This window comes from Arthrobacter globiformis, assembly GCF_030818015.1.
Lineage (GTDB): Bacteria > Actinomycetota > Actinomycetes > Actinomycetales > Micrococcaceae > Arthrobacter > Arthrobacter globiformis_C.
Genome location: NZ_JAUSZX010000001.1, coordinates 1,562,597 through 1,587,119, shown reverse-complemented (window position 1 = coordinate 1,587,119; position 24,523 = coordinate 1,562,597). Strand labels below are relative to the sequence as shown.

The window sequence follows — 24,523 nt, the reverse complement described above, 5'->3', positions numbered from 1 at the left end:
ACCTCTTCTTCGAGTGGCGATCATTGGGCCCGCTAGGCCTGAGTCGACCATCGCGGTGATTCCTCTGTAACTGATCATAGTCTCCGCCGCGGGGCCCTGGGCGTGGGATTACCCCGCCTCGTAACGGACCGCGGCCCTCACCGCCGTCGGCTTCGAATGTGAGTTCGGACCCCGCATGGGCGACTATAGAAGGGTGAGTGATACGCAGGACCAGTCCGCCCCCACGAGCCGCGCGCAGGCTCCCGCCCCGTCCCCGTCGCCGGCCAGCCAGCCCGTCAAGCCCGTGATCCCCGCTGCCGCCGCGAAACGGGCCAATGCCTCGGTGATCGGAATGATCATCGCCCTCCTGGTGAGCGTCGCAGCGTTTCTGCCCATCGTCCTGATGAATCCGTCACCGAAGTCGGATGGCTTCCGCCCCAACATCGATGTCAGCGCCGTCGCCCAGAACGCCGCGGGTGTGGCGGGATTCACACCGGTGGCCCCCGCGGCGGGCGACACATTCCACCCGAATTACGCCCGCTGGGCGGCAGCCGCCGGCACGGGCGTTGCGGCCTGGGAGGTCGGGTATGTGACCCCGAAGGAAAAATTCATCGGCCTGACCCAGACCAGCAAGGCCAACCCCACCTGGCTGGTGCAGCAGACCAAGAACGCCCCGGTCACCGGCACGCGCAACGCCGGCGGCAAGGAGTGGGAACTCCATGACACGGGCAAGGGCGAGAAGAGCATGGTGCTCGCCTACCGCGGCACCACCGTCGTACTGGCGGGCGACGCCCAACTGGAGGAGTTCGCGGTTCTGGCTGCCGCCGTCGTCAAGTCCCTGGAAAGTAACCCTGCTGTCATTGTTTCCCCCTCGGTGAGCCCCACGCCGTAAGGTGGGGCCGTGACAACTTACCTGACTCCTGCCCTGGCCTGGCGCCGTCTGCGTGAAGGCAACGAACGCTTCGTAACCGGTGAATCCTCGCACCCGAACCAGGACGCCTCCCGGCGGTCCTCGCTCGTGGAGAACCAGCATCCTTTTGCGGTGATCTTCGGCTGTTCTGACTCGCGGCTCGCCGCCGAAATCATTTTCGACGTCGGACTCGGCGACGTCTTCGTGGTCCGCACCGCCGGCCAGGTGATCGACGACGCCGTCCTCGGCTCGCTCGAGTACAGCATCGGCGTGCTGGGCGTGCCGCTGATCGTGGTGCTCGGCCACGACAGCTGCGGAGCTGTCAGCGCCACGAAGTCCGCCGTCGAAACCGGCCAGATGCCGGTGGGCTTCATCCGCGACCTCGTGGAGCGCATCACGCCGTCGGTCCTCACCTCCCTGCGGAACGAGCAGACGGAGGTCAATGACATGGTGGTGGAGCACGTCAAGCAGACCTCGCAGCGCCTCGTGGACAGCTCCCGTGTGATTTCGGACGCAATCGAGTCGGGCCGGGCAGCGGTCATCGGCCTCTCCTACAGCCTCGGCGAGGGCCACGCGGAGCTTGTTTCCGGAATCGGCGACCTCTAGAAGTGTCCCGAAAGCGCCCGGGCGGGCCGCCTGTAGCAAGTCGTTCACGGTTTTCGATGCGGCGCCCGGGCGTCCTAAGCTAGCCCCATGACTTCCACTGAAGAGTTCCGCATTGAACATGACACGATGGGCGAAGTCCGCGTCCCCGTGAACGCCCTGTACCGCGCGCAGACGCAACGTGCAGTCGAGAACTTCCCGATCTCCGGAAAAACCCTGGAACGCGCCCACATTGAGGCGCTGGCCCGGGTCAAGAAGGCCGCTGCCCAGGCCAACGCTGAACTGGGTGTGCTCGACGGCGAGCTGGCCAAGGCGATCGCGGACGCTGCCGACGAGGTGGCTGCGGGCAAGTACGACGGCGACTTCCCCATCGACGTCTTCCAGACCGGTTCCGGCACGTCCTCGAACATGAACACCAACGAGGTCCTCGCCGAGCTGGCTTCGCGCGCCCTCAAGGCTGCGGGCAGCGACAAGGTGGTCCACCCCAACGACCACGTCAACGCCTCGCAGTCCTCCAACGACGTGTTCCCCACCTCCGTCCACGTTGCAGCCACCTCGGCCCTGATCAACGACCTCATTCCGGCCCTCGGCTACCTCGCCGAATCGCTGGAGCGCAAGGCCGTCGAGTTCAAGGATGTGGTCAAGTCCGGCCGCACGCACCTCATGGACGCCACCCCGGTTACCCTGGGCCAGGAGTTCGGCGGCTACGCCGCGCAGGTCCGCTATGGCATCGAGCGCATCAACGCCGCACTCCCCCGCGTTGCCGAAGTTCCCCTCGGCGGCACGGCCGTGGGCACCGGAATCAACACCCCGGCCGGCTTCCCGGAGCGCGTCATCGAGCTGCTCGCCACCGACACCGGCCTGCCCCTGACCGAGGCCCGCGACCACTTCGAGGCGCAGGCCAACCGCGACGGCCTCATCGAAGCCTCCAGCCAGCTGCGCAACATTGCGATCTCCTTCATGAAGATCAACAATGACCTGCGCTGGATGGGCTCCGGCCCCAACACCGGCCTCGGCGAAATCGCCATTCCGGACCTGCAGCCGGGCTCCTCGATCATGCCGGGCAAGGTCAACCCTGTCATCTGCGAAGCCTCCATCATGGTCTGCGCCCAGGTCATCGGCAACGACACCGCCATCGCCTGGTCCGGCACGAACGGCGCCTTCGAACTGAACGTCGGCATTCCGGTCATGGCCGCCAATCTGCTCGAGTCCGTCCGACTGCTGGCCAACACCAGCCGCGTCATGGCCGACAAGATGATCGACGGCATCACCGCCAACGTCGAGCGTGCCCGCTTCCTCGCCGAGGCCTCGCCGTCCATCGTTACTCCGCTGAACAAGTTCATTGGCTACGAGAATGCCGCCAAGATCGCCAAGACCGCCGTCAATGAGGGCCTGACCGTCCGCCAGGCCACCGAGAAGCTGGGCTTTGTCGGTGAAGGCGAAGGCAAGGTTTCCGAGGCCGATCTCGACAAGGCACTGGACGTCACCACCATGACGGCTCCGGCCCACAAGGCCTGATTTACTGAAGTACGACGGCGGCCGCCCACCTTCCCAGCGAAGGCGGGCGGCCGCTGCATTTAAGGCAGTTCGGGGCCCACGGCAGTTCGGCGCCGCTCTAAGTGTCCGCCCGCAACAAATTGCACTAAAACCGCGGTCTCCGCGAGCGCAAGCGGGCGGCCACACGTGCGGCGATCAGGGACGCCGCCAGCTTAAGGACGACGACCGCGAGTTGGCCGGCCAGCGCCGCCGACCTGCCGCTTGGCTCGACCGAGGGCCCCGCGGCGTGTGCCTCGGGGCCCCAAGTGTCCGCTCGCGCTGTGGTTGGGGCCCCAAGTGTCCGCTCGCGCTGTGGTTGGGTTGCTGGTCAGGCGGGCAGCAGGACCATCGCCGCGGCCGCCCCGGCCAGCATGAACGGCCCGAACGGAATGGCCGACTTGAGGGTCCCGCGCCGCAGAGCCAGCAGGCCGATGCTCCAGAGGCCGCCGAGCAGGAACGCCGCGAACGTCCCCGCGAAAACGTGCGGCCAGCCGAGGTAGCCCAGGTACAGCCCCAGGACGCCGGCGAGTTTCACGTCCCCAAACCCCATGCCGGGCGGGTACACCACCCGCAGCACGAAGTAGAAGAGCCACAGCACAGCTCCCCCGGCCGCAATCCTCAGCGCGGGCACGCCGAAAAGGCGGGCCGCGCCGTCGGGCAGTCCGGACGGTTCCGCCGCTGCGAGGGCGAGCACAGCCCCCAGTAACAGCACACCGGCAATGCCATAGGAGGGGAAGACAATCCGGTTCGGCAGGAGGTGGTGCCGGACGTCGACGACCGTGAGCCGAACCGCCATCACAGCGAAGTAGGCGCACGCCGCCAGCAGCAGCCAGAATGCCGGCGGTGCTGCTTCCCATAATTCGCCAAGTCGTTGGATCACTCTCGGATGCTACTGGATTCGCCCGGCCTGCCGCTGGGAGCCGCGCGTAAACTGTGGATATGGGGACCTGGGACGCCAAACACCGGCAGGAACACGGCGGCGGTGCGACGCCCACGTCGGCCGCATCCTTTCGCAACCTGTGCCGCTCGTCCCCGTGGAAATGGCAGTCCCTGCGCTTCGAATACACCGAAACTCCCGGCAGCGGCACCGTCCGCGCCTGGCTGCGCCGCCCCGGCGCGCTCCGGCTGGAGTCCGGCGACGGCACCTTGCTCGGCAGCACCACCGGTATCAACGACTCCCGCGACGGCCTGTACATCAGCGCCACCCGCAAGTCGTGGCTTCTTCCTGCACATCTGGTGACGCCCGTCTACGACGACGGCGGGCTGGTGCGGCGCCGTCCGGAAGCCGCGTACGGCGAACCCTCATTCGGAAACGGCCGGTTCGCTGCTGCACTGGATCCGGTGGAGCTGGCGGGCAACGCCCCGGTACCGCTGGAGTTCCCCAACGCGAACGCCGTCGAGGTGCTGGAGCCGGTTCAACAGGTGACGCACGAAGGCCGTCCCGCGCTGGAAACTGTGGTCTCGCCGAACCCCGGGTACCGGCCTCTGGATCCGGCAGCGCCCCTCTGCGGCCCCGGCCGGACCAGGATCCGAGTCGATGCCGGAACCGGCGTGTGCGTGGCCGCCGAACCGGTCGACGGCGAGGGGCAGCTTCCCGGGCACCGCATCCGGATTCTGGCCGTGGATGAGTACATGCTGGACGATCTTTTCGTGGCCGAGCCGATGAACCTCACCGATGTGCGTGAGCACATCCAGTGGCCGTTGCGGCCCAACCCGGCCTGACAGGGCACCCGGAATGCGGGGGTCTACGCAGGCTTTTTCCAACCTGCCGGCCGCAGACTCGTGCCATGTCAACCACGGCTCCAGACGTATCGACGCCACCTGACGCGGCCGTCACCTTCAGGACCGGTACCCGGCGCCGCAGGAAGTTGCTGCTGATCCCGCTCTCCCTGCTCTGCGCCCTGGGGCTCGTGCTGGGATATCTCTTCCTCACCGCCAAGCCGGAGGCCAGCACTCCCCTGGGCGCCAGTGCGGTGATCCCCGGCGGAACGGCCCGGGTCAACGGCATCATCCCGCTGGAAAAGGACGGCTGGCTTCCGCCGGAACGCGTCCAGGTGCTGGACGAGGGCCCGTCCGCGGGGACCCACCGGGTGCGGATACTGGTGCAGTTCACGGCCCTGGAAGGCGAGGGCATCACGCTGGACACGTCGCAGTTCGCGGTAAAAGGGCTGGGCGCCAACAGCATTCATCCGCTGTGGACGTCACCTGCCCACTCGCAGCTCCGGCAAGGCGATTCGCTCGACGCCACCATGGTCTTCGAGCTTCCCAACCAGGCGATCGCCCTGGTGCTGGAGGGGCCCGGCAACACCCGGCTGTCCCTCGGCCTGTCGCACCACACCAGCTGACAGCGGCGGTCCCGGTATAGGCGGGCGCGCGGCTGCGGACACTTGTGGCGCGTCCATCGGCTAGGCTTCCGGCATGACCGAGCTGATCTCCGTGTGGCCTCCGTTCGCGCTCACGCTGGCCACTCCCCGGCTCACGCTGCGCCCACTGCGCGACGACCACATCCCCGCGGCTGTTGAAGCGGCTGCCAGCGGCATCCACGACCAGGGCCGCAATCCGTTCAGCACACCTTGGACCGCGGTTCCCGCCGACGAGCTGGGACCGAACATGGCCCGCTGGTACTGGCAGTGCCGCGCCGCCTGCACACCAAACTCCTGGACACTGACGCTGGGCATCTGGCACGACGGCACCTTCCTCGGCTGCCAGGACATCGCAGCGCGGGACTTTTCGGTTCTCCGCACGGTCACCACCGGATCATGGCTGCGGAGGAGCGCCCAGGGCCGCGGCTACGGCAGGGAGATGCGGGCCGCCGTCGCGTTTTACGCCTTTGACTGGCTTGGCGCCGAAGTCTGCGAATCCGAAGCCGCCGACTGGAACGCCGCATCGCTGGGCGTCTCCCGATCGCTGGGCTACGAACTGAACGGCGTTACCCGCACGTCCTCGGGCGGCAAGCAGGAATCTGTCCAACGGGTCCGCCTCACGCCGGAAGGGTTCCGCCGCCCCGATTGGAAACTCCAGGTGGACGGCCACGAACCCACGGCCAAGTTCCTCCTGGGGATCGCGGGCTCCCCACCCACCCCCTAACCTCGCAAGCTCGGCCGGGGAACCCGGTGGGCGTGGCCCCAAACGCAAGCGGCGAAGGGCCGTGGCCCGGCGAACCCGGCCACGGCCCGGCGCCCCGTCGCCCTTACGCCCCCTCGAGCAGGTCCGTGACGAGCGCCGCGATGGGCGAGCGTTCGGACCGGGTGAGGGTGATGTGGCCGAAGAGCGGGTGGCCCTTCAGGGTTTCGACGACGGCTGCGATGCCGTCATGCCGTCCTACCCGGAGGTTGTCGCGCTGGGCAACGTCGTGGGTGAGGACGATCTTCGAGTTCTGCCCGATCCGGCTCATGACGGTGAGCAGAACGTTCTTTTCGAGGGACTGTGCTTCGTCCACGATCACGAAGGCGTCGTGCAGGGAGCGTCCGCGGATGTGGGTCAGCGGCATGACCTCCAGCATGCCGCGGTCCATGACTTCCTCCACGACTTCCTGGCTCACGAGAGCGCCCAGGGTGTCGAAAACCGCCTGCGCCCAGGGGTTCATCTTTTCCGCTTCCGAGCCCGGCAGGTAACCGAGCTCCTGGCCGCCCACGGCGAAGAGTGGGCGGAACACGATCACCTTGCGGTGCTCGCGGCGTTCCAGTACCGCTTCCAGGCCGGCACACAGGGCAAGCGCCGACTTACCGGTGCCCGCACGGCCGCCCATGGACACGATGCCCACCGCGGGGTCCATCAGCAGGTCGATGGCGAGCCGCTGCTCCGCGGAGCGCCCGTGGAGGCCGAAAACGTCGCGGTCCCCCCTGACCAGGCGGACCTGCTTGTCGGCGCCGACGCGGCCCAGGGCCGAGCCCCGGCTGCTGAGCAGCACCAGGCCGGTGTTGACCGGCATCTCGGCAGCCGCCGGGATGAAGACCGGCTCGTGGCCGTACAGCGTGGAGATCTCCTCGTCGCTGGCGTCGATCTCCGCGACGCCGGTCCACCCGGAATCCTTGACGAGCTCGTTGCGGTATTCGTCGGCCAGCAGGCCCATGGCCGAGGCCTTGACCCGCATGGGGAGGTCTTTGGACACCACGGTGACATTGCGCCCCTCGTTGGAGAGGTTCTTGGCGACGGCGAGGATTCGGCTGTCGTTGTCCCCGGCACGGAACCCGGCCGGCAGGACTTCGGCCGAGATGTGGTTCATCTCGATCATGAGCGTACCGCCGGCGTCGCCCAGCGGGATGGGCCTGTTCAGCCCGCCGTGCTGGATGCGAAGGTCATCAAGGAGCCGGAGCGCCTTCCGTGCAAAGTAGCCGAGTTCGGGGTCATGCCGCTTCCCTTCAAGTTCGGTGATCACCACGATCGGCACAATGACTTCGTGCTCCGCGAACCGCAGCAGGGCGCGGGGGTCGGAGAGCAGCACGGAGGTATCGATGACGAAAGTGGAGACTGATGGCTGGGATTCAGTCCGTGGGCTGGAAACAGCAAGACCGGCTGCGGCGTCTTTCGTGTCCGCACCGGTCTTTGAATTGGCTCGCTTGGCGCGAGAGGTAGCCTTCTCACCCTTGTCCGTGATGACGTCGGGCAGTTGTTCAGAAATAGCCACATCGACTCCAGCCCCGGGGCACATGCCCGGAATTGTTATTGGTGAGGCGGCTCGGCCACGAGGCCGGATCCGGCCTCCCATACAACGGGTGCGAAGAATCGCTCCATGTACTGGCCTCCCCGATCAGCCGGCGGTTTGCCTGCTGATGGGTTTAACGTAAATCGCCGCGAACTAATTTCCAACGTCTTGTTCCGGCGATTCCTGTTGCCGGTGTGTGAATTCGGAGTGAACGGCGGCGGCCCGAAGGGCTGCCACCGACGCCGAAAAGGCTAGGAACCGAAGCGGCGCTGCCTGCCGGCGTAGTCGCGCAGGGCGCGAAGGAAATCCACCTTCCGGAAGGCCGGCCAAAGGGCCTCGCAGAAGTAGAACTCGCTGTAGGCACTTTGCCACATCAGGAAGCCTGAGAGCCGCTGCTCGCCGGAGGTCCTGATCACCAGGTCCGGATCAGGCTGGCCGCGGGTGTAGAGGAAGCGGGAGATATCCTCCACGCTCAGGGAGTCGGCGAGTTCACTGATGTCCGCCTTGTGCGCCACGGCATCGTGCAGCAACTCGCGTACCGCGTCTACGATCTCGCGCCGGCCGCCATAGCCGACGGCCACGTTCACGTGGAGTTTCTCGCGCACCGGCGTCCTGGCGGTGAGCTTGGTCAGCCGTTCCGCGAGGTAGTCCGGGAGCAGCTCCGGGGCGCCCATGGCGTGGACCGAAATGTCGGCGTCCTCGTCGAGCCGGTCCAGCGTGTTGGCGATGATGCCCATGAGCAGGTCAAGCTCCTCGCCGGAACGGCTCATGTTGTCCGTGGAGAGCATGTACAGGGTGACCACCCGGACGCCCAGCTCCTGGCACCAGCCGAGGAATTCATGGATCTTGTCTGCGCCGGCCTGGTGGCCCTGACTGGTGGGGGCATTGAACTGCCGGGCCCAGCGCCGGTTGCCGTCCACCATGACGCCGATGTGGCGGGGGATCCGTTCCGGCTCCAGGGAGCGCAGAAGCTTACGCTCATAGAAGCCGTAGAGGAACCCGGGCCATTCCATCCGGAGATTCACCTGACTTCCTGCTGTGCGACTTTTCTGCAAGTCCTAGGCTACCGCCCGGAGGCGGCCGCCGCGCGCAGGCGGCCGCCCGGAACCCCCCGAACGAGCCGCAACAACCCGGCAAATGTCACGTTACCGGGGAGTAACTTACTGAACCGTAGATTATTCTGGATGACATGAAAAACAACGCCCCGGACGGCGGACCGGAGCCGTCGAGGGCAGAACCCACCGCCGTGGACGACGCCGCGGAACGCATCGCGGAACTGCTGACGATCAAGCCCCAGTGGCGGGGGTGGATCCACACGGTCACCGCGCCGTTCGCCCTGGCTGCCGGGATTGCCCTTGTCGCGGTGGCTCCCACCGCGGACCGCAAGATCACGTCCGCCATCTACGCGCTCACCGGCGTGCTGCTGTTCGGCGTGAGCGCGGTGTATCACCGCGGCAACTGGTCCCCCGGCGTCAAGCGCGTCCTCAAACGGCTGGACCACACCAACATCATGCTGGTCATTGCCGGCAGCTACACGCCGCTCGCGTGGAGCCTGCTGGACAGACCGACGGCGGTGTTCTTGCTCTGGCTGATCTGGTCCGCCGCGATCCTGGGTGTCCTGTTCCGGCTGCTCTGGACCGACGCACCCCGCTGGCTGTACGTGCCCATCTACATCGGTCTCGGCTGCGGGTCCCTGTTCTACCTGCCCGCCTTCTTCGCGGCGAGCGTCCCGGCGACCCTGCTCATCTGTGTGGGCGGGGCGCTGTACATCGCCGGGGCCGTGTTCTACGCCCTCAAGAAGCCCAACTTCAGCTACCGGCATTTCGGCTTCCACGAGCTTTTCCACGCTTTCACGGTGCTGGCTTTTGCCGCGCACTTCGTGGCCATCCTCATCGCAGTGCTGAGCTGACGCGTTCCAGCGCCTCCACAACGGTCGCCGCGGGCCGGTCGCAGACCATGCCACGGCAGACGTAGACGAGCGGCGCACCGCCGGACCCGGCCGGCCTTTGCCGCAGCAGCGGCACGTCGGCCGGCTTCCCGCCGTCGTCCGTCTCAGCTTCCCCGACCGCCACCACCAGCCCCGGGCTCGGGGACAGCAGCAGCGCGCGGTGCAGGGCGTCCCGTTCGGGACCGGCAGGTCCGACGACGGCGGCCTCCAGCGGTCCCGCCAGCGCGGCCTGCGCTGTGGCCAGCAGCCAGCCCGCCACGCGCGGTGCACGCGTTGCGAGCGGGGGCACCAGTGACAGGATGTTACTGGCCATGATCCGGTGTTCCGCCGAGCCGGACAGGGCGGCATAGCTCAGCAGGACGCCGGCAAAGGCGGCCGCGCCGCTGGGAGTGGCGTCGTCAAAGGGGTTCAGTCCCGGCTTTCCGCCCTGGGCGCTGACCACCTGCTCCGATTCCCCGGCGGAATCGGCGAGCCTGCCGTCGTCCACGAACCGGGTGCGCGCCGCCTGGATCAGCGCCTCGGCCAGTGCGTACCAGCATGGATCGCCTGTGGCCGAGTACAGCGCCAGGAAGCCGTCGGCGCAGAACGCATAGTCCTCAAGCAGGCCGCCGATCCCCCTCGCCGCGCCGCCATGCGACACGCGGACCAGCTCCCCTGTAACCGGCTGCCCCGTATCCTGCTGCCCCGTATCCGGCTGCCAGTGGACCCGTTCCAGATAGCCGGCGATCCGGACGGCGGCCGCCACGAGGTCCGGCCGGTCCAGAACTGCCCCGGCCTCCGCGAGTGCGGCCACGGCAAGCCCGTTCCAGCCCGCCACCACCTTCTCGTCCCGCTCGGGCTGCGGCCGGCGTGCCCTGGTTTCCTGAAGGCGGTGCCTCACCTGCGACCAGAGCCGCGCCTCGTCACCGTCCAGCGCCCGTCCCGGGTGCAGTGGCGAGCCGAGCTCCGAGACGGTTCCCCGGGTGCCGACGTTCATCATCCAGGCGACAGCAGCGGCGTCCTCCGCACCGAGCACCCGCTCCAGCTCATCGGGGGTCCAGAGATAGCTCGCCCCTTCGTGGTGCTCCCCGTCCACCACGGAGTCGGCATCCAGCGAGGACGCCAGTCCCCCATCCGGCAGCCCGAGCCCGGAGAGCAGCCAGTCGGCGGTCCGCGACGCGATGTCCGCGGCCTCGGCTGCCGGGAACCCGGCCGTTCCGCCCAGCCTGATCCAGTGCACGTAGACGCGCAGCAACTGGGCGTTGTCGTACAGCATCTTCTCGAAGTGCGGAACGGACCAGTCGCGCGTCACCGAATACCGGGCGAAGCCGCCGTCGAGCTGGTCGAAGAGAGCAGAGCGGGCCATGGCCGCGAGGGTGCGTCCGGCCATCTCCCTTGCCTCCTCGGCAGTTTCCGAGGGCACCGCGGCGTGCCGGACCAGGAACTCCAGAACGGCCGACGGCGGGAACTTGGGGGCGGTGCCGAACCCGCCGTCGTCGGGGTCTTCGGACCCGGCCAGGGAGCGCACGGCGGCGGGCAGCAGTCCGGCGTCGAGCAGTTCCGGCGGGCGGGACACGTCCACGGCCGCCGCGAGCTGCACCTGGCCCATGTTCTGTGCGAGGGAGCGGGCGTTCTCTTCCACGGCGTCACGGCGTTCCGTCCAGGCCTCATACACGGCCTCGAGGACCTGGCGGAGGGAGGGACGCCCCGGCATGGGCCGGGGCGGGAAGTAGGTGCCGGCATGGAAGGCCAGGCCGCCTGGGGTCAGGAAGACGGACATGGGCCAGCCGCCCTCGCCGCTGATGGCCTGCGTGGCGGCCATGTAGACGGAATCGACGTCCGGGCGCTCCTCACGGTCCACCTTGACTGCGACGAAGTGGCTGTTCAGGTAGTCAGCGGTGGCCTGGTCCTCGAAGGATTCGCGGGCCATGACGTGGCACCAGTGGCAGGCGGCGTAGCCGATGGACAGGAACACGGGGACGTCCCGGGACGCGGCTCTCGCAAAGGCGGCGTCCCCGAACGGTTGCCAGTGCACCGGGTTGCCGGCGTGCTGGCGCAGGTAGGCAGAGGGTTCCGCGCCGAGGGCATTGCGCTCCCCCGGCCCGGGCTGCCCTGGTGCGGGCTGCCCCGATCCGGGGTCAGGTGTCGGCGCGGCCTGCATTGCCGTTGGTGGCATCGTCGCGGGCAATGTCAGCCGCCTCGGCGGCAGCCTGGCGTTCTTCTTCCACCTGGGCGCGGTACCGCACGCGGCGGATGCGGCGCACCATGTCCACGATCAGCAGCGCGGTAAGCACCACGATGAAGGCGGTCAGCAGGAATCCCAGCAGGCCGGGGGTGACCTGGTCCTGGGACAGGCCGGGGCGCAGCGACGGCGAGGGTGCCGGGGACGATGCCAGGGCGATGAGCAACTGGTGCACTGTTCAAACCTTCTCAAGGCTGGGGCCGCCGGGCTAACGTCCGGCCCGTTGGTACGCGCGCGCCGCGGCCGTTCCGGCCGCCGCACGGTCTTCTACGCGGGGTCTTCTACGCGGGATAGAAAATGTCTCTTGTCTCTATCTTAGCCCCGCGAAGAGGTCCTTTTCCGGCAGCTCAGAGGACACCTTGGATTGGATCAGCGTGTAGTCCTCCCAGGGCCAGACGCGCGCCTGCATCTCCGCCGACACGGCGAAGAAGAAGCCGAGCGGGTCCACCTGGGTGCGGTGGGCCCGGAGGGCGTTGTCGCGGGCTTCGAAGAAGTCGCCGCAGTCCACCTGGGTGGTGGTTTCGTGCGTGGGCGGCGGCGAGGTGTGCCCTTCGGCGTCGGCCTCAAGCCAGGCGGCAAGGCGCTGGGCATAGGGCGACTGGAGCCCGGCCTCCTCCAGCGCAAAGTGCAGGGCACGGAAGCGTTCCGGGCTGAAGGCACGGTCGTAGTAGAGCTTGCTCGGCTCCCAGGCCTCGCCGGTGCCCGGATACCGAGCAGGGTCGCCTGCGGCTTCGAAGGCCTCCACCGCGACCCGGTGCGCCATGATGTGGTCCGGGTGCGGGTAGCCGCCGTTTTCGTCATAGCTGACGATGACGTGCGGCTTGAAGTCCCGGACCAGCCGGACGAGCGGGGCCGCTGCCCGCTCCAGGGGCTGCAGCGCGAAGCACCCGGCGGGCAGCGGCGGGAGCGGATCTCCCTCGGGAAGCCCGGAGTCCACGAAGCCCAGCCAGCGCTGCCGGATGCCCAGCAGCCGGGCGGCCTCCTTCATTTCGAGCCGGCGGGCGCCTGCCATGTCCCGCTTCGGATGGGGCTCGGCCTCCATGGCCGGGTTCTGGATGTCACCGCGCGAGCCGTCAGTGCAGGTCGCGACCATAACGTCCACACCGGCCGCGGCATACATGGCCATGGTGGCTGCGCCCTTGCTGGATTCGTCATCCGGGTGGGCGTGGACTGCCAGCAGGCGAAGCGTGGACGACTGGCTGGTGGACGCTGTCATCTGGGACTGCTCCTCTTTCTCCTGGGACTGACTGCAATGCTGACGCCGGATATTTCCCCGGGTGATCGCCACTAAACTGGAAGGGTGACTACCGAGGACAAGTCGGGCACTGCCCAGCCTGCAGACATTAGCCTAGCCAATCGCTATGGCCGTCCAAAGCGCAGGCTGTCCCGAAAGGCCAGGCGTTGGGCCGTTATCGTTGCCCTGGCAATCGGGATGGGCTTTCTGGCCTGGGTCTCCACATCCAATGCCACGGCGTCGGTAACGTTCAAGGACATCGGCTACCGGACCACGGATGCCACGCAGGCCGAGGTGGACTTCCAAGTGACGAGGGAACCTGGCACGGCCGTCAAGTGCGCAATCAAGGCGCTCGATTCCAAGTTCGCAGTTGTCGGCTGGAAGGTGGTCGATATTCCGCCGGTGGAGCAGGAAGCGCATGAGGCGCAGGGCCAGAGTGCCGACGGCGGGCGCACCCTCGCCCAGCGTGTTGTCCTTCGCACCGAATCGCAGGCCGTCTCGGGCGTCGTGGACAACTGCTGGATTCCGAAGCCCGCGGCTTCCTAGGGCCAACAGGAAAACGCGCACCAGAAAAAGGGTATGTGACCCACGCCGCTTGGTTGTTGGGTTTACTCCACAGGATTGACTACAATGAATCAATACCTTTACCCCGCTGAGATGGTTACTGAGTTCCACAGGTGGCCACCGTGGCGGGGTCTTTGTTTGTAAGACCGCTTGTACACCCACTAGAGGAGAAGTCCGTGTCTACCACTAACAGCGCGCCTGCAGCTTGGCTTACCCAGGAAGCTTTTGACCGCCTGAAGGCAGAGCTGGACCATCTTTCCGGCCCCGGCCGTGCGGAAATCGTCCAGAAGATCGACGCTGCCCGTCAGGAGGGAGACCTCAAGGAGAACGGCGGGTACCACGCTGCGAAGGAAGAGCAGGGCAAGATCGAGGCCCGCATCCGCCAGCTGACCGTCCTGCTCCGCGACGCGCACGTCGGCGAGGCACCGGCCGACGACGGAATCGTCGAGCCGGGCATGATCGTCGTCGCCCGCATCGCCGGTGACGAGGAGACCTTCCTGCTCGGCTCCCGCGAAATCGCCGGCGACTCCGACCTGGACGTCTTCAGCGAGAAGTCCCCGCTCGGTGCCACGATCATGGGCCACAAGGAGGGCGACAAGCTCAGCTACACCGCCCCCAACGGCAAGGACATCCCGGTGGAGATCATTTCCGCCAAGCCCTACTCGGGCTAACACCGCCTCCGTCCGCGGTCGCAGCAAACGCACGACGCCGGCCTCCCCCGTTCCGGGGACGGCCGGCGTCGTGCTTTAAATCGCCGAAGTAGCGCACGCCGCTAACGCCGATCAGCGGCGGGACGCCCGTGCCCGCAGCACGACAGCGGCCAGGACGCCGCCTGCGGCGCCGCCGAGATGGGCCTGCCAGGACACGTACCCAGCCATGTTCGGAATGATCCCGAAAAGGATGCTGCCGTAGGCCATGAACAGCACCACTGAGAGCAGGATCTGCCACCAGCTGCGATTGAAAAACCCACGCACCAGGAGAAACGCGAAGAGACCGAAGACCAGGCCGGACGAACCCACGGTGACCCCGCCGGCGCCAAACAGCCAGACGGCCAGCCCGGAGCCCAGCCAGCTGCAGGCAACGGCCGTGAGGAACACCCGGATCCCGGACAGAAACACCAGGAACCCAAAGATGATCAGCGGCAGCGCATTGGACAGCACGTGGTTAACGTTGGCGTGCAGCAGCGGGAAGGTGAACACGTCAAGGATGCCGTCGGCGCTTCTGGGCCTGAGCCCGAAGACGCCGTTCAGCGAGTGCAGCAGCACCGTGTTCAGCAGCTCGATGGCGAACAGCAGCACCACAAAGGATCCCACCACCAGCAGTCCGCCCTTGGCACGGGCGGCAGCCGTTTCCCTGGTGGCGGGCGCCTCTTCCGGACTGTCCAGCACCGCGGTTCCTAGTGCACCACGATTGGCTGGAAGCCCTCCGCGCGCAGGGCGCCGAGGACCTGTTCGCCGTGTTCGTGGCCCTTGGTCTCCAGGTTCACGGTGATGGAGACGTCGCCCATGCTGATGGATCCGCCCACGCGGGTGTGGTCCAGGCCGGTCACGTTGGCGTCGTTCTCGGCGATGATGCGGGCGATGGTGGCCAGCGAGCCCGGCCGGTCATCGAGCATCATCCGCACGGTCATGTACCGGCCGGCGGCGGAAAGGCCGCGCTGGATCACCTTGAGCATCAGCATGGGGTCGATGTTGCCGCCGGACAGGACGACGGCGGTGGTTCCCGGGTTCTCGATCTTGCCGTCCATGAGGGCAGCCACGCCCACGGCACCTGCGGGCTCCACCACCATCTTGGCGCGTTCCAGCAGGAAGATCAGGGCCCGCGCCAGCGAGTCTTCGCTGACGGTAACCACGTCGTCCACCAGTTCGCGGATGATGCTGAACGGCAGCTGCCCGGGCCGGCCCACGGCGATGCCGTCGGCCATGGTGGAAACCTTCTTGAGCGGCACCAGGGCGTCCGCTGCCAGCGACGGCGGGTACGCGGCAGCGTTTTCTGCCTGCACGCCGATGATGCGGATTTCGCGGCCGAGTTCCTTCGCGCGGGCCTTGACGGCCACGGCGACTCCGGCGAGCAGGCCTCCGCCGCCGACCCCCATCAGGATGGTGTCGACGTTGGGCACCTGTTCGAGGATCTCCAGGCCGAGGGTGCCCTGGCCGGCCACCACGTCCACATTGTCGAAGGGGTGGACGAACACGGCTCCGGTGTCGTCGGCGTAGCGCTGGGCCTCGGCCAGGGCCTCATCCACGTTGTGCCCGTGCAGGACTACCTCGGCGCCGTGGCTGCGCGTGGCGGCGAGCTTGGGCAGCGCGACCCCGAGTGGCATGTAGATCCGGGCCTTGATGCCCAGGCTCTTGGCGGCGACGGCCACACCCTGGGCGTGGTTGCCTGCGGAGGCCGCCACCACGCCGCGCTTCTTTTCCGCTTCGGAGAGACGCGCCATCCGCACGTACGCGCCGCGTACCTTAAAGGAGCCGGCGCGCTGCAGGTTCTCGCACTTGAAGTAGACCTCGCCGCCCACCATGCCGCCCAGGGCCCGGGACGACTCCACCGGGGTCCGCGTAATAATCCCGTCCAGCAGCTTCTGCGCCTCAAGGACATCGTCCAGCGTGACGGGAAGGCTTTCAGGGGTGTTCACGAACTATTCTCCTTTGGGTGATTCGACGTCGGCGCCGGGGGCGGCTTTGCCGCCCGGGGCGCCGTGTGATGTGCCGGCAGCGTTGCCACGGCCAGACTGCGGGCCCGGCAGCCGGACTTCCTTGAAGGTGTTGTCCTCATCGGCAGGGGGCAGGCCTGCAGTACCCGCGGCAGCCGGCACAATTTCATGTTCCCACGTTCTGGCAGCAATATACCGAATCGCCGAGTTTGCTACGGCCAGGATGGGGACCGAGAACAGCGCCCCGGGGATGCCGGCGAGGTAGGAACCGGCGGCAACGGACATGATCACGGCCACCGGGTGCAGGGCAACGGCCTTGCCCATGACCAGCGGCTGCAGGATGTGGCTTTCCAGCTGCTGCACCAGCAGCACGATGCCCAGCATGATCAGGGCGTTGACCGGGCCGTTGGCCACCAGGGCGAGCAGCACCGCGATGGCGCCCGTCACGAGTGCACCGACCACGGGGATGAAGGAGCCAATGAAGACCAGCACCCCCAGCGGCAGCGCCAGCGGAACACCGATGATCGCGGCGCCCACGCCGATGCCCACGGCATCCACGAAGGCCACGAACATCTGGATCCGCGCGTAGCTGACCATGGACGCCCACCCGCGCCGCCCGGCGCCGTCGGCGGGGATCCTGGCCTGCCGCGGCAGGAGCCGGACCAGGAACGCCCAAATGCGGCTGCCTTCCAGGAGGAAGAAGATCAGGATGAACAGCGCCAGGACCAGTCCCGCCGCGAAATGTCCGGCCGTGCTCCCGAAGGACAGGGCGCCACTGAGGATGCTGCTGCTGTTGTTCTGCAGCGCTGCCGCGGCCTCCTGGATGTACTGGTCGATCTGCGCGGCCGTCAGGTGAAGGGGCCCCTGGGCCAGCCAGTCCTGGATCTGCTGGACTCCGGTCAAGGCCTCACTCCACAGCTCCTGGAAACCGAGGGCCAGCTGCCTGCCTACGAGGGCAAGGGAGCCTGCGATGAGTCCGATGAAGCCAAGGACCGTGATCGCGACGGCGGCGCCGTTGGGGATGCGCGACTCCCGCAGCCATTGCACCACGGGGCTCAGCAGGCCGGCCAGCAGTGCCGCCACCATGACGGGAATGATGAGGAAGCTGACCTTCGCCAGCAGCCAGACCAGGGCGCCGATGATGAGCAGGATCAGGCCTAGCCGCCAGGCCCATGCCGCAGCAATGCGGATGCCGTAGGGAATGTCCTGCTCGAGGTCCCGGTCGGTCCGGACGCGCCGCGGCTGGGGATGCCCAAATGAACCGCGTCCGTGTGGCAGGGCGACTCCTGTGGCGCTGCCTGTGTCGCCGGCGCTCGTGTTGGCTGCGTCGTCTGCTGTGGCGTCCTTTGCTGGCGTCATAGCCCAATACTTCCCTAGCCGCCCTGCTATGGGAAACGCGCCACGGCCCGACTGTGCACTACTCGGGTTGGGGGTACTGCTCTCTCAGGCACCGCTCAGGTCAGCGCGGATGCCCCACGTAATGGTGAACGAGTCCCCGGGCGCCAGCCAGCGGAGGCTGTCCCCCGAGTTAAAGGCGTTCGCCGGCCCTGTCATCGGTTCCAGTGCCACAGCCGCGGCCCGGCCCGGGTAGATGCGGCTGACAAACACGTGGACGAACGGGCAGGTCTCGTCCTGCCACAGGCTGACGCTGCGGCCGTCCGGCGCGGTCAGCGTGTGGCGGGCAATCCCGCCGTCGAACGCCAGATCCGTCAAGGCGGCGTCGAGATCCAAGTCCCCCACCGTCCTCCCCCGCCGCAGGTCGCTGTCCGCCGACACGGGTTCGGAGCTGCGCGGGATGAGCCGCTCGTCAGCCACCAGCCGCGTTGCGGCATCCACCGTCAGGGTGAGCTCCTCGGAGGGAACATCGCCGATCCGGAGGTACGGGTGCGCCCCCAGCACGAACGGCGCCTCGGTCTCGGAATCGTTGACCAGCGTTTGCCGCACCTCCAGGCCCAGGTCCTCGGCCAGGGAGTACTCCACGCGGTGCCGCACCAGGAAGGGATAGCCGTGCTGGGGGAATACTGGCGCCTCGAGCGTCACGGCAAACTCGGATTCGGCGACGAGTGAGTACGACGCATTGCGCAGCAGCCCGTGGCTTGCGTTGTTTTTGGAAACCTCGGTGATGTCCAGCTGCTGCTTCTTGCCGTTCAGGTGCCAGACGCCGCCCTCCACCCTGTTCGCCCAGGGCGCCAGGGTGATACCCGTGGCGCCGGGCGGAATCTCGGAATCCCCGTAGGACTCCGTCAGCTGGACGTCCCCGCGACTGTACCACCGCAGCCCGCCAGCGAGCTCGGTGACCACGGCGAGCGCGTCGCCCCGCCTCAGCTCGTACTGCCTGCCCGTGGCGTAGCGCCTCGAAGTCGTGTGGGGATCACTGGCCGTCGGGGCATGGTTGGACTTGGAGGAATGGCTGGTTTCGGAAGGGGCGCCGGAAGTCATGGACCTACCGTACAACGCACGCACCACTGCACATGCACCGCCCGCCACGACCATCTATTGTTATCTTTTGTTAGAAAGTATTTGTTTTTGATCGCTTTGTGGCACAATGGAAACAGCCACAAGTAGTGACCGGGCCCACAGCCGCCGGAGCAGGCACTGAGCCCGCAAGGAAAGGAGGAGCGACGTGCTCGCAACACAGCGGCAGCACCTCATCCTCCAGGAGCTCGATTCCGAAGGGACGGTCCGCGTCGCGGCACTCGCGGACCTGCTCCGTGTCTCCGAGATGACCGTCCGGCGCGACATCGACGCGCTCGACGCCGAAGGCCTGCTGCTGCGGGTTCACGGCGGCGCCACACGCGCCGCCGCGTCCAGCGCCCTCGAACCGGGCTTCGGCGCAAAGTCGGCCCGGGAAGCTGACGCGAAACGGGCCATCGCCGAGGAGGCGCTCACGCTGCTCCGCCCCGGCATGACCCTGCTGGTTTCCGGCGGCACCACCACCCATGAGCTGGCGCGGCTGCTCCCCCGGGATCTCGGGCTCACGGTGGCCACCAACTCCCTCATGGTGGCCAACGCCCTGGCGGCGGCCGGTGACGGCGGCATCCGCACCGTGATCCTGGGCGGTCAGCGCACACCGTCCGAGGCCCTTGTTGGCCCGGTGGCAGTGCACGCCCTGGACAACCTTCACGCCGACGTGTGCTTCATGGGCGTGCACGGCTTCGACCCGAAGGCCGGCATCACCTCGCCGAACCTGCTCGAGTCCGAGGTCAACGCCGCCATGATCACGGCATCGGACCAGCTGGCAGTGCTCGCGGACGCCACCAAGTACGGGACCGTGGGGCTCGCCGGGATCGCCCCGCTGTCTGCCGTCGGCACCCTCATCACCGACGACCGGATCAGCACGGGGTCCGCCGGCCCTGCCGCCGAGGAGCTGCTCCGGCAGTCCGTCGGCGAACTGCGGCTGGCGCGCCTAACTGCTGCCCCCGCCTCCCAACTGGGTAGCAGCTCAGGGCGTTCCCAAGGCTGGGAACGCCCTGAGCTGCTGCCCACCCCTCACAACGACCCCCTCCCCGCCCAGCCCACCAGCCTCCCGGACGGCCAGACGCCGGCTACCGCGTTCAAAGGAAATGACGCATGACCCACATCACCAGCACCCACCTCGCGGACGGCCGCGAACTGCTCTACTTCGACGACGCCGGCTCAAGCCGCCCGCGGACCATCGAAGAGGCGCAGGACCGCCGGGACCTCCCGCCCCGCGGGGAGCCCGGCGAAGTCCGGTATGACGCACTGACCGGCGAATGGGTGGCAGTGGCCGCGCACCGGCAGACGCGCACCCACCTGCCGCCGGCGGACCAGTGCCCCATCTGCCCCACCACAGACGCCAACCCGTCGGAGATCCCCGCGCCGGACTACGACGTCGTGGTGTTCGAGAACCGCTTTCCCTCCCTGGGCCCGGCCCTGGGACCGGTCCCCGCCAACCCGGGCTGGGGCACCACGGGCCCTGCCTTCGGGCGCTGCGAGGTGGTCACCTTCACCCCGGAGCACACGGGATCGTTCAGCGGCCTGAGCGAAACCCGTGCCCGCACGGTGGTGGAGGCCTGGGCGCACCGGACGGCAGCCCTCAGCGCGCTGCCCGGCATCAAGCAGGTTTTCCCGTTCGAGAACCGCGGCGCGGACATCGGCGTCACCCTGCACCACCCGCACGGCCAGATCTACGCCTACCCCTACGTCACGCCGCGCGCCGCCGTCATGGGCGCGGCCGCGCGCAGGTTTTATGACGACGCCGGGGGGCGGCAAACGCTGACCGGCTCGCTGCTGCGCTCTGAAGGGGAGGACGGCAGCCGGATGGTGCTGGAAAGCGACAGCTTCAGCGCGTATGTTCCGTTCGCGGCCCGGTGGCCCCTGGAGATCCACCTCGTGCCGCACCGCCAGGTCCCGGACCTGGCCGGGCTGACCGGGGAGGAGAAGGACGAACTGGCCCACGTCTACCTCGACCTGCTCAAGCGCCTCGACGCCCTCTACCCCACCCCGACGCCCTACATTTCCGCCTGGCACCAGGCCCCGGTGGATGACCTGCTGCGCCCCGCAAGCTACCTCCACCTGCAGCTGACCTCCCCTCGCCGCGCGGCGGACAAGCTCAAGTTCCTGGCCGGCTCCGAGGCGGCCATGGGTGCCTTCATCAACGACACCACCCCCGAACAGGTGGCTGAGCGGCTCCGCTCGGTCACCGTTCCGGCATCCCCGGCCGAGGCGCTCGCTCCGGCCGCGCCGGGCCTTATTGAACCAGACCTCATCGAAGGAGCCCACGCATGACCGCCCCCGCCACCACCGACCTCGAGGCCCGGTTCTTCGCCGCATTCGGCCGCCAGCCCGACGGCGTGTGGCAGGCTCCCGGCCGGGTCAACCTGATCGGCGAGCACACGGACTACAACGAGGGCTTCGTGCTGCCGTTCGCCATCGACCGGACCGCCCGGGTGGCCGTGGCGGTCCGCCCCGGTTCCGCCATTCGGCTGCTCTCGACCTACGGCGACCAGGGAGTCACGACGGCGGACACAGCTTCGCTGGAGGCCGGGACGGCCAAGGGCTGGACCAAGTACCCGTTGGGCGTCATCTGGTCCCTGCAGCAGCGCGGCATCGACGTCCCGGGCCTGGACCTGCTGCTGGACTCCGACGTGCCCCTCGGCGCCGGGCTGTCCTCTTCGCACGCCATTGAATGCGCGGTGATCTCGGCACTGAACGACCTCACCGGAGCAGGCATGGGCCCGGAGGACATGGTGCTGGCCACCCAGCGTGCGGAGAACGACTTTGTCGGCGCACCGACGGGCATCATGGACCAGTCCGCCTCGCTGCGCGGCTCGAAGGGCCACGCTGTGTTCCTGGACTGCCGGGACCAGAGTGTCCAACTGGTCCCCTTCGAGGCCGAGGCGGCCGGCCTTGTCCTGCTGGTCATCGACACCAAGGTGTCCCATTCCCATGCCGACGGCGGCTACGCGTCGCGCCGGGCGTCCTGCGAACTGGGCGCCGAAGTGCTGGCCGTCAAGGCGCTCCGGGACGTCACCCCGGGCGATCTGGAGGAGGCCAGCGGGCTGCTGGACGAGGTCACCTTCCGCCGCGTCCGGCACGTCGTCACCGAGAACGACCGCGTACTGCAAACCGTGGAACTCCTCGGGCAACAGGGCCCGTCGGCGATCGGCGACCTGCTCGACGCCAGCCATGCGTCCATGCGCGACGACTTTGAGATCTCGTGCGCCGAACTGGATCTCGCCGTCGATACCTCCCGGGCCAACGGCGCCATCGGCGCACGGATGACCGGCGGCGGTTTCGGCGGCGCCGCCATCGCCCTGACCCCGGTGAGCGAGGAACAGAAAGTGCGTACCGCCGTCGTACGGGCCTTCGCGGAGGCGGGGTACACCGCGCCGGACATCTTCACGGTCACCCCGGCGGCCGGGGCAATGCGGCTGGCGTAGCTGTTAATGCATGGCCACGGGCGTAGGCTGGTCGCATGTCTGAAGCAGTCATTGTTTCAACCGCCAGAAGCCCGATCGGCCGCGCTTTCAAGGGGTCGCTGAAGGACGAGCGGCCGGACGATCTGGCGGCGGCCATGGTCAGCGCGGCGCTGGCCAAACTGCCGGCGTTCGACCCCACGGGAGACAGCGGGCCGGGCCTGGACGACCTCTACCTCGGCTGCGCCGAACCGAGCGGCGAGGCGGGCTCGAATATGGCCCGCGTTGTCACCATCCTCACGGGACTGGACGACGTGCCCGCCGCCACCGTCAACAGGTTCTGTGCCTCCAGCCTGCAGACCCTCCGGATGGCCTTCCATGCCATCCGCGCGGGCGAGGGCCAGGCGTTCGTGGCGGCCGGCGTCGAAGCCGTCTCGCGCTACCAGGACTGGGCCGGGGCCGGTGAAACGGGGGCCCAGAACCACAACCCGCTGTTCGAGCCGGCCCGCCAGCGTACGGCCGCGCGTGCCGAGTCGAACACGCCCTGGACGGATCCGCGGCTGGGCGGCCGCATGCCGGACATCTACATCGCCATGGGCCAGACGGCCGAGAACGTGGCCGCGTCCTACGGGGTCAGCCGCGCGGACCAGGACGAATGGGCCGTCCTGAGCCAGAACAGGGCCGAGGCCGCGATCGCCTCGGGCTTCTACGCCCGCGAAATCACACCGTACCAGCGGCGCGACGGCACGGTGGTGGACCGGGACGACTCGCCCCGGCCGGGCGTGACCCTCGAAGCGGTGAGCGCCCTGCAGCCGGTCTTCCGCCGGGAGGGAACCGTCACGGCAGGCAATGCGTGCCCCCTCAATGACGGCGCCGCCGCCCTGGTCGTCATGAGCTACGACCTCGCCCGGGACCTGGGGCTGGAGCCGCTGGCCAGGATCGTCTCCACTGCGGCCACCGCCCTGTCCCCCGAGCTGATGGGGATGGGGCCGGTGGAAGCCTCCCGGCAGGCTCTGGCCCGCGCCCGCCTGGACATGCGGGACATCGACCTCGTGGAGCTCAACGAGGCCTTCGCCGTGCAGGTGGTGGCCAGCGCCCGCGAACTGAAAATCGACCCCGCGAGGCTCAACGTCCACGGCGGCGCCATCGCGCTGGGCCATCCGTTCGGCATGACCGGCGCACGGATGACCACCACGCTGCTCAACGGCCTGCGCGAGACGGACGGGACGATGGGCCTCGCCACCCTCTGCGTCGGCGGCGGGCAGGGCATGGCCGCGGTGCTGGAGCGCCTCACCTAGCCTTAACGCGGGAGTGCCTTAACACGGGAGTGGGCCCCGCCGGTTGGCGGGACCCACTCTCTTTAAGGACGCACGGCGGCGGTCTGCCGGGCTGGGTGTCAGTCGTCGCCGCGGAGGATGGCCAGCAGGCGGATGATTTCCACGTACAGCCACACGAGTGTGACGGTCAGGCCGAAGGCGGCGGTCCAGGAGAAGCGCTCCGGCGCTCCGCTGCGGACTCCGGCCTCAATGCTGGTGAAGTCCATGATCAGCGAGAAGGCAGCGAGGCCAATTGCGAGCAGGCCGATGAACACGCCCAGCGGAATGCCGGCGATCTCAAAGCTCGTGCGCAGGCCGAAGGGCGAATCCACCGCGCCGGTCCACATCATGATCATGTTGATCACTGCGAAGACCGCGTAGCCGATGGTGGCGATCATGAAGAAGCGCATCGCCTTGGGCGTCGCACGGACCTTGCCGCTCTTGAAGAGGACCAGCGTCACGGCGAAAACCGACAGCGTGCCGATGACCGCCTGCAGGCCGACGCCCGGGTACATCCCGTCAAGGATGCGGGTCAGGCCGCCGAGGAACAGTCCCTCGAGGGCCGCGTAGGCCAGGATGAGCGCAGGCGAGGGCTGCTTCTTGAACGTGTTGACCAGGGCCAGCACAAAGCCGCCCAGGGCACCGACGATCATGAGCATGCTGGCGAGCGGCAGGGCCACGACCAGCGTGACGGCGGCACCGGCCACCACTGCAGCGAGGCAGACGGCAGTCTTGACGATGACGTCGTCGAAGGTCATCCGCCCGGTTTCGGACGGCCCGGCGGCAGGCCGGTTGTACATCTGCTGCAGCTGGTCGTTGGACATGTTCTGCTGCTGTGACATCCAGCCGGACTGTGCGTCCATGACCTGGCCGGGGCCGCGGCCCTGGCCGTACGCCGGCTGGCCGAACTGGTTCTGGCCGTAGTTGTTGTGGCCGTACGCCTGCGGGACAGGCGGTGCCTGGGTGGCTCCACGGAAATTCTTTCCGTTGAAGATCGGGTTTCCGCCAAGTGCCATTGCGGGTGTCCTCCATGTA

General features: G+C 68.0%; 24 protein-coding genes. 13 read left to right on the top strand and 11 right to left on the bottom strand.

Features of this window, described 5'->3' with window-relative positions:
- Positions 1-175 precede the first annotated feature (175 nt).
- From QFZ23_RS07365 to QFZ23_RS07355, 3 genes are all read left to right on the top strand, one after another.
- Positions 176-871, top strand: a complete 696-nt coding sequence (locus tag QFZ23_RS07365; protein ID WP_306921714.1) for a DUF4245 domain-containing protein — start codon at positions 176-178, stop codon at positions 869-871.
- 9 nt (positions 872-880) lie between these two features.
- Positions 881-1,495 (top strand): carbonic anhydrase, encoded by a 615-nt coding sequence (locus QFZ23_RS07360; protein WP_003797999.1) that lies wholly within the window; start codon positions 881-883, stop codon positions 1,493-1,495.
- Positions 1,496-1,582: 87 nt separating this feature from the next.
- The gene (locus tag QFZ23_RS07355) at positions 1,583-3,010 is read left to right on the top strand and encodes a class II fumarate hydratase (protein ID WP_306921711.1); all 1,428 of its coding nucleotides are present in this window, start codon (positions 1,583-1,585) and stop codon (positions 3,008-3,010) included.
- Positions 3,011-3,356: 346 nt separating this feature from the next.
- Here the strand turns inward: QFZ23_RS07355 and QFZ23_RS07350 are convergent, their stop codons facing one another.
- Positions 3,357-3,908: a prepilin peptidase gene (locus QFZ23_RS07350; protein WP_306921709.1), complete on the bottom strand. Its 552-nt coding sequence runs from the start codon at positions 3,906-3,908 to the stop codon at positions 3,357-3,359.
- Positions 3,909-3,967: 59 nt separating this feature from the next.
- Between QFZ23_RS07350 and QFZ23_RS07345 the strand changes: the two genes are divergently transcribed.
- From QFZ23_RS07345 to QFZ23_RS07335, 3 genes are all read left to right on the top strand, one after another.
- Positions 3,968-4,750: a hypothetical protein gene (locus QFZ23_RS07345; RefSeq protein WP_306921707.1), complete on the top strand. Its 783-nt coding sequence runs from the start codon at positions 3,968-3,970 to the stop codon at positions 4,748-4,750.
- 65 nt (positions 4,751-4,815) lie between these two features.
- Positions 4,816-5,373, top strand: coding sequence for a hypothetical protein (locus QFZ23_RS07340; RefSeq protein ID WP_306921706.1), 558 nt, complete (start codon positions 4,816-4,818; stop codon positions 5,371-5,373).
- A gap of 73 nt (positions 5,374-5,446) precedes the next feature.
- On the top strand, positions 5,447-6,115 hold the full coding sequence (locus QFZ23_RS07335; RefSeq protein WP_306921704.1) for a GNAT family N-acetyltransferase: 669 nt from the start codon (positions 5,447-5,449) through the stop codon (positions 6,113-6,115).
- Between the two features lie 103 nt (positions 6,116-6,218).
- On the opposite strand, the gene QFZ23_RS07330 is transcribed toward QFZ23_RS07335, so the two are convergent.
- Positions 6,219-7,655, bottom strand: coding sequence for a PhoH family protein (locus tag QFZ23_RS07330; RefSeq protein ID WP_306921702.1), 1,437 nt, complete (start codon positions 7,653-7,655; stop codon positions 6,219-6,221).
- Positions 7,656-7,924: 269 nt separating this feature from the next.
- Complete coding sequence (locus tag QFZ23_RS07325) at positions 7,925-8,686, bottom strand: isoprenyl transferase (RefSeq protein ID WP_306926727.1); 762 nt, start codon at positions 8,684-8,686, stop codon at positions 7,925-7,927.
- Positions 8,687-8,940: 254 nt separating this feature from the next.
- Here QFZ23_RS07325 and trhA point away from each other — a divergent pair, with 254 nt between their 5' ends.
- Positions 8,941-9,582 carry a PAQR family membrane homeostasis protein TrhA gene (gene trhA, locus QFZ23_RS07320; protein WP_306926726.1) on the top strand — a complete coding sequence of 214 codons (642 nt, stop codon included), beginning with the start codon at positions 8,941-8,943 and terminating at the stop codon, positions 9,580-9,582.
- Here trhA and QFZ23_RS07315 read toward each other — a convergent pair.
- The 3 genes from QFZ23_RS07315 to mca all read right to left on the bottom strand — a co-directional run bounded on the left by QFZ23_RS07315 (position 9,563) and on the right by mca (position 13,058).
- Complete coding sequence (locus tag QFZ23_RS07315; protein ID WP_306921700.1) at positions 9,563-11,776, bottom strand: thioredoxin domain-containing protein; 2,214 nt, start codon at positions 11,774-11,776, stop codon at positions 9,563-9,565. The two genes, trhA and QFZ23_RS07315, sit on opposite strands and share 20 nt — an antisense overlap.
- The gene (locus QFZ23_RS07310) at positions 11,739-12,017 is read right to left on the bottom strand and encodes a hypothetical protein (protein WP_306921698.1); all 279 of its coding nucleotides are present in this window, start codon (positions 12,015-12,017) and stop codon (positions 11,739-11,741) included. The genes QFZ23_RS07315 and QFZ23_RS07310 overlap by 38 nt, the downstream gene beginning before the upstream one ends.
- Before the next feature lie 135 nt (positions 12,018-12,152).
- Positions 12,153-13,058 (bottom strand): mycothiol conjugate amidase Mca, encoded by a 906-nt coding sequence (gene mca, locus QFZ23_RS07305; RefSeq protein WP_306921696.1) that lies wholly within the window; start codon positions 13,056-13,058, stop codon positions 12,153-12,155.
- An 84-nt stretch (positions 13,059-13,142) separates the two neighbouring features.
- Between mca and QFZ23_RS07300 the strand changes: the two genes are divergently transcribed.
- On the top strand, positions 13,143-13,622 hold the full coding sequence (locus QFZ23_RS07300; RefSeq protein WP_306921695.1) for a DUF4307 domain-containing protein: 480 nt from the start codon (positions 13,143-13,145) through the stop codon (positions 13,620-13,622).
- A 194-nt stretch (positions 13,623-13,816) separates the two neighbouring features.
- Entirely contained in the window at positions 13,817-14,311 is a 495-nt protein-coding gene (gene greA / locus QFZ23_RS07295; protein WP_306921693.1) for a transcription elongation factor GreA, read from the top strand.
- Between the two features lie 111 nt (positions 14,312-14,422).
- Here greA and QFZ23_RS07290 read toward each other — a convergent pair whose 3' ends face one another.
- From QFZ23_RS07290 to QFZ23_RS07275, 4 genes are all read right to left on the bottom strand, one after another.
- Entirely contained in the window at positions 14,423-15,028 is a 606-nt protein-coding gene (locus tag QFZ23_RS07290) for a rhomboid family intramembrane serine protease (RefSeq protein WP_306921691.1), read from the bottom strand.
- Between the two features lie 8 nt (positions 15,029-15,036).
- Entirely contained in the window at positions 15,037-16,275 is a 1,239-nt protein-coding gene (gene ilvA / locus QFZ23_RS07285) for a threonine ammonia-lyase (protein ID WP_306921689.1), read from the bottom strand.
- 3 nt (positions 16,276-16,278) lie between these two features.
- Positions 16,279-17,652 (bottom strand): AI-2E family transporter, encoded by a 1,374-nt coding sequence (locus QFZ23_RS07280; RefSeq protein WP_306921687.1) that lies wholly within the window; start codon positions 17,650-17,652, stop codon positions 16,279-16,281.
- Between the two features lie 84 nt (positions 17,653-17,736).
- Complete coding sequence (locus QFZ23_RS07275; RefSeq protein WP_306921685.1) at positions 17,737-18,732, bottom strand: aldose 1-epimerase family protein; 996 nt, start codon at positions 18,730-18,732, stop codon at positions 17,737-17,739.
- 184 nt (positions 18,733-18,916) lie between these two features.
- Between QFZ23_RS07275 and QFZ23_RS07270 the strand changes: the two genes are divergently transcribed.
- The 4 genes from QFZ23_RS07270 to QFZ23_RS07255 are packed head-to-tail and all read left to right on the top strand — an operon-like array spanning position 18,917 to position 23,470.
- Positions 18,917-19,867, top strand: a complete 951-nt coding sequence (locus QFZ23_RS07270; RefSeq protein WP_306921684.1) for a DeoR/GlpR family DNA-binding transcription regulator — start codon at positions 18,917-18,919, stop codon at positions 19,865-19,867.
- A complete protein-coding gene (gene galT / locus QFZ23_RS07265) occupies positions 19,864-21,042 on the top strand; it encodes a galactose-1-phosphate uridylyltransferase (protein ID WP_306921683.1) in 1,179 nt (392 codons plus the stop codon). Before QFZ23_RS07270 ends, galT begins: the two co-directional genes overlap by 4 nt.
- Positions 21,039-22,196, top strand: coding sequence for a galactokinase (galK, locus tag QFZ23_RS07260; protein WP_306921680.1), 1,158 nt, complete (start codon positions 21,039-21,041; stop codon positions 22,194-22,196). The genes galT and galK overlap by 4 nt, the downstream gene beginning before the upstream one ends.
- 35 nt (positions 22,197-22,231) lie before the next feature.
- Entirely contained in the window at positions 22,232-23,470 is a 1,239-nt protein-coding gene (locus tag QFZ23_RS07255; RefSeq protein ID WP_306921678.1) for an acetyl-CoA C-acetyltransferase, read from the top strand.
- A 98-nt stretch (positions 23,471-23,568) separates the two neighbouring features.
- On the opposite strand, the gene QFZ23_RS07250 is transcribed toward QFZ23_RS07255, so the two are convergent.
- On the bottom strand, positions 23,569-24,504 hold the full coding sequence (locus tag QFZ23_RS07250) for a Bax inhibitor-1/YccA family protein (RefSeq protein ID WP_306921677.1): 936 nt from the start codon (positions 24,502-24,504) through the stop codon (positions 23,569-23,571).
- Positions 24,505-24,523 lie beyond the last annotated feature (19 nt).